11 protein-coding genes and 1 pseudogene are annotated in these 12,827 nt (G+C 59.9%); 4 read left to right on the top strand and 8 right to left on the bottom strand.

Features of this window, described 5'->3' with window-relative positions; all coding sequences use genetic code 11:
- The first annotated feature begins 3 nt into the window (after nt 1-3).
- The 3 genes from XH93_RS09800 to XH93_RS09790 are packed head-to-tail and all read left to right on the top strand — an operon-like array spanning nt 4 to nt 2,603.
- Nucleotides 4-1,026, top strand: coding sequence for a phosphotransferase family protein (locus XH93_RS09800; RefSeq protein ID WP_194473335.1), 1,023 nt, complete (start codon nt 4-6; stop codon nt 1,024-1,026).
- 23 nt (nt 1,027-1,049) lie between these two features.
- Complete coding sequence (locus tag XH93_RS09795) at nt 1,050-1,823, top strand: SDR family oxidoreductase (protein ID WP_194473334.1); 774 nt, start codon at nt 1,050-1,052, stop codon at nt 1,821-1,823.
- Between the two features lie 3 nt (nt 1,824-1,826).
- On the top strand, nt 1,827-2,603 hold the full coding sequence (locus XH93_RS09790) for an SDR family NAD(P)-dependent oxidoreductase (protein WP_194473333.1): 777 nt from the start codon (nt 1,827-1,829) through the stop codon (nt 2,601-2,603).
- A 456-nt stretch (nt 2,604-3,059) separates the two neighbouring features.
- Here the strand turns inward: XH93_RS09790 and XH93_RS09785 are convergent.
- From XH93_RS09785 to XH93_RS09750, 8 genes and pseudogenes are all read right to left on the bottom strand, one after another.
- Nucleotides 3,060-4,161, bottom strand: a pseudogene (locus XH93_RS09785) (IS66 family transposase); the annotation flags it as partial.
- Between the two features lie 299 nt (nt 4,162-4,460).
- On the bottom strand, nt 4,461-5,201 hold the full coding sequence (gene istB / locus XH93_RS09780; protein WP_194473297.1) for an IS21-like element helper ATPase IstB: 741 nt from the start codon (nt 5,199-5,201) through the stop codon (nt 4,461-4,463).
- A gap of 11 nt (nt 5,202-5,212) precedes the next feature.
- Entirely contained in the window at nt 5,213-6,736 is a 1,524-nt protein-coding gene (gene istA / locus XH93_RS09775) for an IS21 family transposase (protein ID WP_194473296.1), read from the bottom strand.
- A gap of 188 nt (nt 6,737-6,924) precedes the next feature.
- Entirely contained in the window at nt 6,925-7,149 is a 225-nt protein-coding gene (gene tnpB, locus XH93_RS42975; RefSeq protein WP_371815107.1) for an IS66 family insertion sequence element accessory protein TnpB, read from the bottom strand.
- A 165-nt stretch (nt 7,150-7,314) separates the two neighbouring features.
- Nucleotides 7,315-7,686 carry a transposase gene (locus XH93_RS09765; protein WP_371815106.1) on the bottom strand — a complete coding sequence of 124 codons (372 nt, stop codon included), beginning with the start codon at nt 7,684-7,686 and terminating at the stop codon, nt 7,315-7,317.
- A gap of 314 nt (nt 7,687-8,000) precedes the next feature.
- Nucleotides 8,001-8,723 (bottom strand): SDR family oxidoreductase, encoded by a 723-nt coding sequence (locus XH93_RS09760; protein ID WP_194473331.1) that lies wholly within the window; start codon nt 8,721-8,723, stop codon nt 8,001-8,003.
- A gap of 474 nt (nt 8,724-9,197) precedes the next feature.
- The gene (locus XH93_RS09755; RefSeq protein ID WP_194473330.1) at nt 9,198-9,929 is read right to left on the bottom strand and encodes a hypothetical protein; all 732 of its coding nucleotides are present in this window, start codon (nt 9,927-9,929) and stop codon (nt 9,198-9,200) included.
- A gap of 207 nt (nt 9,930-10,136) precedes the next feature.
- The gene (locus XH93_RS09750; RefSeq protein ID WP_194473329.1) at nt 10,137-11,381 is read right to left on the bottom strand and encodes an amidohydrolase family protein; all 1,245 of its coding nucleotides are present in this window, start codon (nt 11,379-11,381) and stop codon (nt 10,137-10,139) included.
- A 212-nt stretch (nt 11,382-11,593) separates the two neighbouring features.
- Here XH93_RS09750 and XH93_RS09745 point away from each other — a divergent pair, with 212 nt between their 5' ends.
- On the top strand, nt 11,594-12,550 hold the full coding sequence (locus tag XH93_RS09745; protein WP_194473328.1) for a LysR substrate-binding domain-containing protein: 957 nt from the start codon (nt 11,594-11,596) through the stop codon (nt 12,548-12,550).
- Nucleotides 12,551-12,827: the final 277 nt, after the last annotated feature.

Here is a 12,827-nt window from a genome sequence, read left to right as displayed (position 1 = left end):
CAGATGGACGCGACAATCGATGTGGCCGGGCTGGTGCGTTGGCTTTCCGCCAAGGCACCAGGAAACTGGACGATCCTGACGCTGACGAAATATGCCGGCGGACAATCCAACCCCACCTATCGGCTCGATACGCCTGATGGCCCTTGCGTACTGCGACGCACACCGTTCGGTGAACTACTTCCTTCAGCACATGCGATCGACCGCGAATATCGGGTGATCTCTGCGCTTAACGCTCTTGACTTCCCGGTGCCGCGGGCAATCGCGCTTTGCGAAGACCGCTCCGTGATAGGCGCGAAATTCTATGTCATGGAGTTTGTTGCGGGTTCGATTTACTGGAACGGCGCTTTACCTGAAATGTCGCCGCAACAGCGCGGCAATCTCTATCGGAATATGATCAGAACCCTGGCGCGGCTGCACCAGGTGGATTTCGGGAAAGCTGGGCTGTCGGACTTCGGCAAGCCGGGAAACTACTTCGCCCGCCAGATCGGCCGTTGGACGAAACAATACCGGGCGTCGCAGACCGACGACCTCGATGTGATCGAAAAGCTGATTGAGTGGCTGCCGCGGACGCTTCCGAGGCAAACACGTACGTCGATCATCCATGGCGACTATAGGCTCGACAATCTTGTCTTCGACACCGATCCCGGTCGCGTCTTGGCGGTGATCGACTGGGAACTTGCGACATTGGGTGACCCGCTCGCCGATCTTTCGATGCTCCTGATGAACTGGATCGTGCCGGCCGATGGCGGCGCCGGCCTCGGTGGTATCGATCTTTCCGGAACTGGCATCCCAACGCTCGATGAGGCCCGCGACATCTATAGCGAAGCATCGGGTCGAGATGACATCCCCGACCTGCACTGGTATTTCGCTTACAATCTGTTCCGTACGTGCGGGATTTTGCAAGGCGTGAAACGGCGCATGCTCGATGGCAATGCGTCGAGCGACAAGGCTGAGGAAGCGGTCGCCAAGATACCCCTTTTCGCCAAGCTCGCCTGGGCTGAGGCCCAGAAGCTCGGCGCGACATGAACTCGGGGAATGGACGAGAGAACGTGGATTTGTTTGATCTTTCCGAGAAGGTAGCGGTTGTAACCGGCTCATCCCGAGGGATTGGTCGGGCCATTGCTGAAGCGCTGGCGGCCGCCGGCGCACGCGTTGTCATCTCCAGCCGCAAGCGTGAGCTCTGCGACAAGGCGGCTCGGGAAATTAACGAGACTCACGGCGCCGGCACAGCTATCGCACTCCCTGCCAACATTTCTTCGAAGGACGATCTTCGAACACTTGTCGACGAGACTTGCGCAAGACTGGGTAAGATCGACATCCTCGTCTGCAACGCCGCGTCGAACCCCTATTACGGGCCAATGTCCGGCATCGACGATGGACAATTCCGCAAGGTGTTGGAAAACAACATCCTCGCTAATCATTGGCTCATTCAGATGGTCGTAGCCGACATGAAAGAGAGAAAGGACGGGGTGATCATCGTGATTTCATCCGTTGGCGGCCTGGTGGGCTCGGACAAAATCGGCGCCTACAACATTTCGAAGGCCGCCGACTTCCAGCTGGTGCGCAACCTCGCGGTCGAACTTGGTCCGGATAATATCCGGGTGAACGCTATCGCGCCCGGTACCATCCGCACCGACTTCGCCCGCGCCCTCTGGGAGGACCCGGAGGCCGAGGCGGCACAGAACCGGATCACACCGCTGCGCAGGATTGGAGAACCAGAGGACATCGCCGGAGCCGCCGTCTACCTCGCCTCGAAGGCCGGATCCTACGTGACGGGGCAGAGCCTAGTCGTCGACGGTGGCTGGATAATCTTTAGGTCTTGAAGAATGAGGTTCGAAGGCAAAAGTGTGGTCGTCACCGGTGCCGGTTCGGGTATCGGTCGCAAGACCGCCCTACTCTTCGCGGCCGAAGGCGCTCGCGTGCTGGCGGCGGATATTAACGACACCGTCAAGGACACCGCGGCGCTGCATTCATCGATTTCGCTCTTCCAGGGCGATGCGGGTTGCAAAGGCGACGTGGTCGGGATGATTGAAAAGGCTGTGTCGTACCATGGCGGCCTGGATGTGATCGCCGCCAATGCCGGCATCAGCGGCGGCGTTGCCGGGCTGGACGACCAGGATGAAGAAGATTGGGCGCAGGTCCTTCGGGTCAACCTGATCGGTGCCTTTCTTGCGGTCAAGTACGGTTCGAGGGCGATGCGGGACGCCGGGACGAAAGGGGCGATCGTGTGTACTGCCTCGGTGGCCGGGCTGCGTGCTGGCGCTGGAGGACCAGCCTATTCAGCCTCCAAGGCGGGGGTGATAAATTTGGTGCAGATCGCCGCACAGGAACTCGCTGGGACCGGCATACGCGTCAACGCCGTCTGTCCGGGGTTGATCGAGACTAGCATGACGCTGCCCATCTACGCATCGGCCCGGGAGCGCGGCAGGGAAGACAAGATTGGGCAGCTCAACCCGTTGCGCCGAGGTGGCGAGCCCGAAGAGATTGCGCAGGCAATTGCATTCCTTGCTTCCGAACAAGCGGGCTATGTCAACGGGCACGCGCTTATTGTTGATGGCGGCCTCGCCACGTCCCATCCGTTCGTCCCTGCGCGCAGAGGATAAAGGGGACAAGGACGCCTGAACTGTTGCAGGTCCGTAACGTCCAGCCTCGTCCGGTGCGGCGGACCACGACCAACCGTCTGAACTGCGTCGACTGTGTTGAAAAACTCGCCGGTTGAAATGCACCGCAGATCACTGATTGACTTCGCCCGATGGGACGAGAGTTGTATCGATGGATCCGCGCCAGGTTGGTCAGCCGGCCCTGTTTTACGAGTTAACTCTTGAGCGGCGCATTACGTACTGAGATCAATCGACCGCATTGTCGTATGCGATCACGCGAAACTAGATTGGCCGATCTATGCTATTTTCACCTGATCAGGTGGCGGCCCAGCGCCCACGTCGTGCAGACGCAAGCCCCCCGGCGAGTATCCCGGAGTGTGACGCTGAGACCGCGAAACTATCCAAGTCTTCATCCGAGAGTTGCTTCCGCTCAACCAACTGTACTGGAAGGGCGTCAGCGCGCTCGGCATCAGATCGGCCACGTAGTGCTTTCTCGACCGCGTAGAGCTGGGCAATGCGCTCGAGGGCCTCGCGGGCAACCGGGGCGGCCTCGCGCTCGATCTTCACAAACTGTCGCAGATGCGACCAGCAGAAGGCCAGCGTCCCTGACAGGACGTCCGCACGCGTCTCTCGGGTCATGGTCTTGTAAGCCTCATGGCCATCGCAATGGATGATGCCGCAATAGCCCTCGAGCAGCCTCAAGCCATGAACGGCCCCACGGCCCGGTCCATAGGCGTAAACAACGCCAGGTGGGTCAGGTCCGGCCCAAGACCTGTCATCGCGCGAGAGCGCCCAGAAGTAGCCGGTTTTGGTCCTGCCGCGCCCCGGATCCAGTACCGGCGCCGGGGTCTCATCGGCACAGAGCTTCGAGGACTCGAGCAGAAGCGCGTGCAGACGATGCCACAAGGGCTTCAATTCCTGGGCGGCATAGCCGACCCAGAAGGCGAGCGTGGAACGGTCGAGCACGATACCGTGCGTTGCCAGCATCTGCGCCTAAAGCGGCAAATGCCAATGATACTTGGCGTCGATCACATGCGCGACGAGCCGCTCGGTGGGCAGTCCCCCTTGATCAATCGTTCAGCGCGGCATGTTGGAGGACGACGCCATGACAGGCGCGGCAGGCCAGCTTGGGCCGGTGGTGACGATGACGCGATACTGCGCCCGTACAACGTCCAGCCTCTGGCTCTCATCAATCCCAATTTTAAAAAGCACGATTGCGCAGCACGGGCAACAGGTTGCAGCGAGGATCAGGGTCTCGACGATGCACGGCAAATGCTCCGGCAGCTGACCACGGTTGGCTCTGCGCTCGGCAGTTCTCTTCTCGCAGGTTCTGGGATTGGCGAGAATCCTCGGCTGCTTCGAGAGCCGCGACGACCTCTTCGATGTCCTCCAAAACAAGCTGTAGCTGATCAGCGTCCAGCCCTTCCGAGGATCGCCCGAACTGCGCATCTTTTGCAAGCTTGAGCAACCGCTCGAGCTCGGCGCAGCGATCCAGCAAAGCGGCGGCAAAGACACGCAACTCGGCTGGCTCGCTCGGCAGCTCATCAGGTAAATCACCCATGGGCCCGAGTCTGCCATGCTTCGCACCCCGATGCGGATTCCAATGATCGCGCGCAGCTATTCCAATCTGATGCCGCGCAGCGTTCCAATCTGATCGCGCGCTTGTGAGGGCCCCCGATCGTTAAGGCAATTGGCACTATCGTTAGCCCGTGGTCAAGCGGCTGCCGAAGAGATCACGCCTGATGTTTGATGGTGTCGCTCGACGGAGCGAAGCTGACCGGACGCGCACCCCCAACAGTGCCGTAGCGGCCGGTCAGATTCGCGGGCTGCAGTCTCGGTCTTCATCGGCTGATCCCGTAATCAAGGCCGAGGAAGAACGGGCGAGCGACGCATGGAGTCACCATTCAGTTCGAGCCTGTGAGCGTTGTGAAGCAGGCGATCAAGTATGGCATCAGCGTAAGTTGGGTCGTTTATGAGCTCATGCCATTTGGCAATTGGGAGCTGGCTGGTGACGAGTGTTGATCGACGGCCGTAGCGGTCTTCAAGGATTTCGAGCAGATAATGACGGGCATTGGCGTCGATGGCCTGGAGGCCCCAATCGTCCAAAATCAGGAGCTCGACGGCGGCGATGCTCTTCATCCGCGAAGTGAGTCGCCCGTCGCCCCGGGCAAGGTCCAGTTCTTCGAACAACCGCGGCAGCCGGGTGTAAAGGACAGAGTGGTTGTCCCGGCAGGCCTTGTGACCAAGCGCACAACCAAGCCAGCTTTTCCCGACGCCGGTTGGCCCGACGATGGCGCAATTCTCATGGTTTTTGATCCAGTCTCCCTTGAGCAGCATGTCGAACAAGCGGCGGTCGAGCCCACGGGAGGCGCGGTAGTCGATATCCTCGGGCACGGCATGATGACGCAGCTTTGCTTTACGAAGACGAAGCGCCAGGCGCCGGTTGTTACGCCAGGTCGCTTCATGGTCCAGCAGCAACGCCAGCCATTCGGCGTGAGCGAGATCATGGACCTCCTCGTTGTCTGCGAGGCTCGTGAAGGCATCGGCCATGCCGGTAAGGCCGAGCTGGGTAAGCAAGCGGAGTGTGGGGTGTGTCAGCATTTTCTTCCCTTTTAGTGGTAATAGTCCGAGCCTCTGATGTTTGTGTGTATGATCGGCTCGCGCTCGGGGGACGCGGGCGTTGCAAGGCGATCGAGCCCCTTCTCGAGAATCGATTTGACGCTTGGGTAGTTGCGAGCCTCGATCTCAAGCGCGCGCAGCGCGGCAGCCTCGAGGCGTTCGGCGCCAAAGCGCTTCTCAAGCCGGAGGATGCCCAGGCACGAACGATAGCCCTGTTCGGGATGCGGCCGATCCTCGATGATCCGATCGACCAGCAGGCGCAGCATCGGGCCGATCCGGCTTGCCTCGCTGCGGATCTTTGCCGGCGTCCACTCGCCATAGCGCCGGTGGCTGGAAGGCATGTGGGCGCTGATCGTCGTGTGCCGCCCGTTGCCGCTGCCGCGCATGTGCGCGGCGATGCGCTCGCCCCCCAGGAAGATTTCAACCGTTCGTGCACAGATCCGCGCTTCTACCTCGCGACGGGCGAAGCGATAGGGCACCGAGTAGTAGTGTCGTTCGATCTCGACGTGATAGTCGAGCCCGACCCGGCATCGGCGCCATTCGGCATGGACCCACGGCTCGCCGGGGAGCGGTTTAAGATTCGGTGCATCAATTTCCTCGAACAGCTGGCGCCGTGTACGGCCATACTGGCGCAACACCCGTCCGTCATTGAGCTTGGCCAGCCACTCGGCGATCGCACCGTTGAGTTCGGCCAGGCTGTAAAAGGTCCGGTTGCGCAGCCGCCCCAGCAGCCAGCGCTCGATGATTCCGACGCAGGCCTCGACCTTTGCCTTATCTCTCGGGCGACGCGGCCGTGCCGGCAAAATCGCCGTGCCGTAATGCTGCGCCATATCGCTATAGCTGCGGTTGACCATAGGGTCATAGAGGCACGCCTTGATCACCGCGACCTTGGCGTTGTCGGGCACCAGGAGTTGCGTGGCGCCGCCAAAAAAGCTGTAGGCCGCGTTATGTCCCGCGATCCAGTCGCCGAGCTGCTCGGTCCACGTCGCCAGCGCAAACGACAAGCTGGACGCGCCCATGACCGCGACGAAGATGTGCGCGTCACGCACCTCGCCAGTCTTTCGGTCGACCACCGGCACCGTGTCGCCGGCATAGTCGACAAACAATTTCTCGCCCCCGCCGTGGTGCTGGCGCATCACCAGCGGCAGCCGGCCTTCCCAGTTGCGGAACAGGTCACAGAAACGGCTGTACCGGTACCCGTCCGGATGCTCTGCAATGTACTCGTCCCACAGTACCTGCAAAGTCACATGCTTGCGCTTGAGCTCGCGGGCAATAACGGACCAGTCAGGCTCGGCCACCTTGCGCCGGCCAGGCTTCACGCCAGGCACCCCGTACAGCAGTTGCTCCAGCTCGGCGTCGCTTATCGCTTCCGCGACTGGCCATGCCAGGCCCGCGCGGGCAAACCGCTTCAGCGTGTCACGTACCGTCGTCGACCCGACGCCGACACGCTCGCCAACCACACGCGTCGAGAGCCCAGCCTCAAGGCTCAACCTCACGATCTCGCGCACCTGGCGCATGATAACCCTCCTCGTTGGCATCCAATTCTCCAAGCTGTTTCCAGCCGGAGAAATGACCCAACGATCGGGCCTCACACCATCCGAAACTGCGCGCGATGAAATCGGAATGCTGCGCGGACAATGCTCGGAATGCTGCGCGCGATCATTTCGGAACCCCGCGCGCCATCAAGTCGGTACGCTGCGCACCATCATCTCGGAATCCGCACCCCGATGCAGCGAAGATTTTGTATCCTTGTGCAAGCGCTTTCGGCTGCGTGATTCGAGGCGGCGTGCATGCGCGTCCAATCCATGCCGGCCAGAAGCGCCGACAGTTGCGCGGCATTCATCCGCATTACGCCGGCCACCATCGGAGGCCATTTGAAGCCGCTGCCATCGAGCCGCTTCCAGTACATCACAAGGCCGCTGCCATCCAGACGACAATCTTCACCCGATCGGCGCGCTTTGCACGGAAGACAACGCCACCCCCTTCATCGGGTCATGGCCCAGCGTCTCCTTCGCCAAGAGCGCCAAATCACCCGCACCCTTCCTGAAGTCTACAGGTTAGGCTGCAACGTGAATCGTGAGGCTCGCGGGTACTGTCAGCATAAACGGGTCCGTCGGAGTGCCATGAACACATCATTTAGTACCGCAAGGCCGGGCGTCCCGCGCACTTCCACTCGTGCACCCTGGAACTCGACCGTAACAACGGCTGCTTCCGGCGACACGGAGGGCTCCGCAGCCGCCGGTAGCGACGATTCCGACACCACCGGCACGAACGATAGTGTATCTGCCGGCGCCGGCAGCACCAATTGACCTAAGCGCGCCCGGCGCCGCCAGTCATGCACCTGCTGGGGCCGGCAGCCATGGCGGCGCGCGATATCTGTTATAACCGCGCCTGGCTCGAGGCTTTCCGCGACAATCCGTGCCTTCAAATCATCAGGCCACTGCCTTCGGCCTGCGCCAGCAGGCACTTCGATACGCGGCGACAACGGTCGTCTTATGTCGTCCGAATGGTCGTCCACTATGAGCACCCTTGTCGAAGATGACTCTTCTAACGGCGCTCCCAGGATTGCGCACAAACAATCTGAAGGGCCTCAGCGCTACGCTTACGATCGACCAGTAACAAGGGCCAGTTTCCCTTCAAGTAGTTTCATCATGTCGTGTGCGAATATCGGGCCGCGCGCTTCCGTTTGCGCCGTCAATTCTTGTGATGCGCAAGACCTCACAGCCGCAAGACCAAGGAACTATCGTTCGCGTATTATTCCTAAGTCTCACAATTGGCATGTCACCAAGCGATCGTCTCGCCCCTGTAGTCTTGGAAAATGCCGCTGGTTGTCGGTGTGAGTTCTGCGATCCGGCGGATCAGACCAGCTGCGCTTTCTTCAGGCGATATGGAGTTGGGGTGCGCTGCAGCCTCTGAGCCGCCCATATCGGTTCGCACGTAGCCTGGAGCTAATATCGCCACGAGCACACCATCGGCCGCCCAGTCACGCGAGAGCGCGTGCATACCGTTGTTAAGTGCTGCCTTCGATGCGCAGTAGGCGTATCTGATGGGATTCAAAAGGGAGCGAGGCTCTCTGCCGGTCGATCCCAAACCGCTGCTTATCGCCACCAGTTTCTTATCGCGTCCGCGCTTCAAATTTTCACGTAGCGCCAGAGCTAGAAGGATCGGGGCAAGAGCGTTCACCCGCAGGGTGGCCATCCAACCCACAGCGTCGATGCGGTCGGCCGACTGCTCTTCGGGGCCGACGATCCCTGCATTGTTGATGAAAATATCGATTGGCCGATCACCTAAGCACTTCTTTAAAGAGGCAATCGATGCCTCGTCCGCCACATCGAGCTCCATGATCTGCACGCGACCGGCCGAAGCTGACGCGAGCTCCTTTAGCGACCTGGCTATCGCTGGGTTGCGACAGCAGGCGATTACGTCGGCCCCCTCGCCCGCATATTGGCTAGTCAGAGCAAGACCGATGCCGCGGTTGGCGCCCGTGATCAGAATTTGGGTCAATTAAGTACCTCCTGGACCTATAGGGTCTGACGTTTAATGGCGCATCAGCACTGGTCCAATATTAGCAACACAGTTGCGCCGAATCGTTTTTGGCCTTTTTGGCCGGCACAGATTGCCTGCGATGTGAGGAGCCAACCCGCGGCGGGTCAACCACTCGTTTGGGAAGGCGTTACCCAAGCCCCGCTCATACTTGTCGGTCGGCAGGGTCCGCGCCATCTGCGGCAGCCTGGGCCAAAGTGCGCCGATGGGGCGCAGCTGATGCATCGGGCAATCAGAACAAGGACGAGTCCGTCACCATTTGCCTGTTCAACAGTTTCCTCGTTTGCAAACACGAGCGTGGAGCGTGTGATGCACCTGCAGAAAGCTGGAGTGGTGATTGGATCTCCTTTCGACCGAGATCATGCCTTATTCTATCGAGCTTCAGATCGTTATCAACGAAAGTTGGAACCTTGCTCGCGGGCGCTGCCTCATTGGTTAGGCACCTAGCAAGCTTTTGGCCACGGCAGCGATGTCCCAGGTTGGCACGCGTATCGCGGCGACAATGTCAGCTCTGAACTGAGGCATAGCGGTGCATTCCAAAACAAGCGAACCGATATCAGTGAAAGCGCCAACCTCACGCTCGCGTAAACACAACTCAATAAGCTCTCTGCGGAGCTCGTCGGTACTAACCCGTGGATTTTTCACATACCAGTCTCGGTGCCACAAAGCAGACCAGTTCGGCAGGTCGCTGACACCAACGATCCGTAGCCTGGATAGATCCGGATGATCGGCAAGCATCTTTTCAGTGAGTTCCTTATCGAACGTAAGAATGCCGGCCGGTCGGGTAGACGCTTCGAGCGCATACGGGAGGAGTTCCAGGGCGCTCAGCAAAGTAGGCGTTTCTGACCGGACGGCCGATCGCGCGCGGTACATATAGCCGCAATTGCCGACGATGAGGTCGCAGTGCGGAGCCAAGCGGTTTACGGCATCCGCGATGGCCTTGATGGCTTCGGGCTTTCCATCATGCAGTATCTGACCACCGGTGCCGGGTGCGATGGCCTGAGCGATCGGAAATGGCCAGAAGTGAGGATGAAAGAGGTATCCTGTTGGCTCGTCTGGACTAGGCGGAGAAGCGCCGAACGGGTCAGGCAAGTCTATGGTATTTGGGTAGCCAATGCCGTCCAGGTTCACGACGCCAAGGCGCGGACAACCAGGCTTTTTCGTCATAATATTCACCCTTTGGGTTGTTGCATCAAATTACATGCCGCATGTATGTACGCTGCGTGGTTCAGCAGCCGCTCACTCGTCGAAGTAGGCGGGTTCTTGTACCATCGAAAGCATCAAATCTGTCACCGGGGTGGATCAAGCCCACGCCACAAGCGCAATGCTCCAGACGGTGCGGAGGCGTCACGAAATGGCAGGCCCCGTGCTTCATTAGCTGAGTTCGCTTATTAAGGTGCCGTCGAACATGCCTCGGCGGACGGGTTGGCCGTTGGCGACAAACGGTCGGCCTCTCGCGATGACGTGCACGAGTTCGAGGTCCTGATTGAGAACCAGCAGGTCGGCGTCCTTTCCTGGAGCGAGCTCGCCTTTATGCGCAAGGCCCGTAGCGCGGGCCACGTTGCTGGTCACCGCGGCGAGCGCGGCACTCACGTCGACCTCTTCCTCGCATACGATTCGGCGCCAAGCCGCGTGCAAGGCGCGCATGGGCATGTAATTGGCTACCTTGGGTTTGTTTTCGCCCCTCTCCTCCTTGGGGGGCGCACCGTTTCCGTCGGAACTGATCAGAATGCGGTCGGCCGGCACGCCAGCCTCGCGCAGGCGCGTGTAAGCCCTGTGCGGCAAAGTGGCCCGGCTATAGTTGTTCTCGGGCGAGTAGTTGGCGCCAATATCCACCCATCCGCCCTTAAGCCCCCAGGCGATGGCGTCCTCCATGTAGCCATCAGTCTGGTTCACATGTGATGGAATGAATTGCGTAATTGGGATCCCGGTGCGGTCGACCACCTCGAACATGGGTTTGAGAACTTGACTGAGATACGGCGGAACCTGCAGGCAGCAGTAACCTGCCTTTCGCGAGAGTCTTCCTGCCAACAGGCCCGCCACCGCAGCCTCGGCCACATACTGAGCTCCCTTTCCGAAACTGTCGTAGCCGTAACCCAGCTCCGAGATGGAGAGTTCGCCGACTCCAATGATTTCATCGACGAAAGCGATGTCCGTACGGATCTGCCCCGTCAAAGTCGGGACTGGATGCTCAAGGGTAGTCCCCGTGAGACAGTAAGCAGATAGACCATCCTCTCTGAGCCCCTTCGTCTTCGAGACAAGGGCCGCCATGCTCTTGCTGGTTGCGTCAAATCCGAGCATTCCGATGACGGTTGTAATGCCAGCGCGAGCCAGCTGCGACGCCTGAATTTCTGGCGCGCGACTGGAGAAGCCAAGTCCGCCGCCACCACCAAGGGTGTGTACGTGGTTGTCCACAAAACCAGGGCAGACGAGCTGGCCAGCCGCGTCAATCTCTTCCATTTCTAGACCGGATAGCTTCGATCCAGCAGGTAGAAGAGCGATGATGCTTTCGCCACTTATCACGATGTCGCGCAGGCCGATCCGCGAAGGCGCCAGAATATCGGCGTTTCGCAGTACGACCAAAGGTGTCAACGGTGGGGAGAAGAACGTAGTAGCCATAATTCATTACTTCGGTTGCAGGGCGGCCATTAGAGCACGTGCCAGCCGCGTTGGCGCTGACGAGCTCGAGCGGCCCCGCCAAGGGATGAGCCGGTTCGATGACCATCAATCCAGCAGCCGCCGGACGTGTTGTTAAATACCGTTTTGCGCCTCGATCCATACGACGTATGTATTGATCGTCGTCCCACCGACATGAAGGGGCAGCTGGTTCAATGATCAACTTGGAACTACGCCGATTGCGCTATTTCCTGGCAGTCGCACAGGAGCTGCATTTCGCCAGGGCGGCGGAACGGCTGCACATGGCGCAGCCTCCCCTGAGCTTGCAGATTCGCAAGTTGGAAGAGGAAGTGGGGTTCCGTCTGTTTGAACGCACCAGCCGAAACGTGGCGCTGACGGAAGCAGGACGGGTGTTACTCGCCGGCGCGCGCACGGCTATGGACGAACTGCAGCGGGCGATTTACTCAGGTCAGCAGACTGAACGCGGGCATTCCGGCCATATCAGAATCGGCTTCGTCAGCTCCGGAGCGGTGACGTTCCTGCCCAAGCTGCTGCGTCAAGTGCGTAAGTCTCTGCCAGAGGTTCAGACCGAAACTCGGCAGTACAGCACCAATGGCGCTCTTGAGGCTCTCGCGCAACGTGCTATCGATCTCGCGGTCGTGCGGACACCGTTGGTAGCCGACACGCTGCTGCATCGGCCAATCCTGCGAGACCGCGTGGTGCTCGCTTTGCCTTCCGACCATCCGATATGCAGGCGCAAGCGAATTCGGCTCCAGCAAATGCAGCACGAGATGTTCGTGCTATATCCGCCTAACGAGGGGCATGCGGCCTATAGCGTCGTGCAGCGTGCCTGCCTGGCCGCAGGATTTGTCCCATCAGTGGCCGAATTTGTCGATGACGTTTATGGGATGCTGGGTCTGGTGGGTGCAGGCATCGGAGTGGCGCTGATGCCTGCGGCGATCAGCCGGTTGAGCGTCGATGGTGTTGTATTTCGTCCGCTTCCTGAGGTCGAGGAGTTCTTTGAACTGTCTCTCGTGTGGCGTGCCGAGGATGACAGACGCCTGATTTCGGTAGTCGTGGACTCAGTCGCCGATGTCGGTGGCTTGCTGATATCTGGCCGACGGTCGCGCGCGAGTGGATCATCGGCGAATCAACGGATGAAAAAACCCTAAGGTGGCTTAGGTGTGAACGGCTAGGGTGAGAAGCGTTCTCTCCATCCGTGCGGGCGTGGTCGTTCGATCTTTCAGTGCGGAACTCGGGAAGGCTATCACATCCCTCCGCAGATCAGCTACCGATCAAACTTAGTTATTCATGAGGCGGTGGCGGTGTGCTGATTTTCGGAGGCGGAGAAGTCAATTCGGTGGCGGCGCGCATCAGGTCGAGCGCCAGCCGGTGATGCAAAAACACTGGCCCTTACCCAGCTCGGTCGCCAATAGCTTTCGGAGCCAG

Origin of the sequence: Bradyrhizobium sp. CCBAU 51753 (assembly GCF_015291565.1) — a bacterium.
GTDB lineage: Bacteria > Pseudomonadota > Alphaproteobacteria > Rhizobiales > Xanthobacteraceae > Bradyrhizobium > Bradyrhizobium ivorense.
The sequence above is the reverse complement of the archived record's forward strand: the minus strand, read 5'-3'. Positions and strand labels throughout refer to the sequence as shown.

Coding starts and splice junctions, on each gene's coding strand:
- XH93_RS09750 (WP_194473329.1), bottom strand. CDS start 11,381: ATGGCTACTACGTTCTTCTCCCCACCGTTGACACCTTTGGTCGTACTG.
- XH93_RS09800 (WP_194473335.1), top strand. CDS start 4: ATGGACGCGACAATCGATGTGGCCGGGCTGGTGCGTTGGCTTTCCGCC.
- XH93_RS09745 (WP_194473328.1), top strand. CDS start 11,594: ATGATCAACTTGGAACTACGCCGATTGCGCTATTTCCTGGCAGTCGCA.
- XH93_RS09755 (WP_194473330.1), bottom strand. CDS start 9,929: ATGACGAAAAAGCCTGGTTGTCCGCGCCTTGGCGTCGTGAACCTGGAC.
- istB (WP_194473297.1), bottom strand. CDS start 5,201: ATGCTGACACACCCCACACTCCGCTTGCTTACCCAGCTCGGCCTTACC.
- XH93_RS09790 (WP_194473333.1), top strand. CDS start 1,827: ATGAGGTTCGAAGGCAAAAGTGTGGTCGTCACCGGTGCCGGTTCGGGT.
- istA (WP_194473296.1), bottom strand. CDS start 6,736: ATGCGCCAGGTGCGCGAGATCGTGAGGTTGAGCCTTGAGGCTGGGCTC.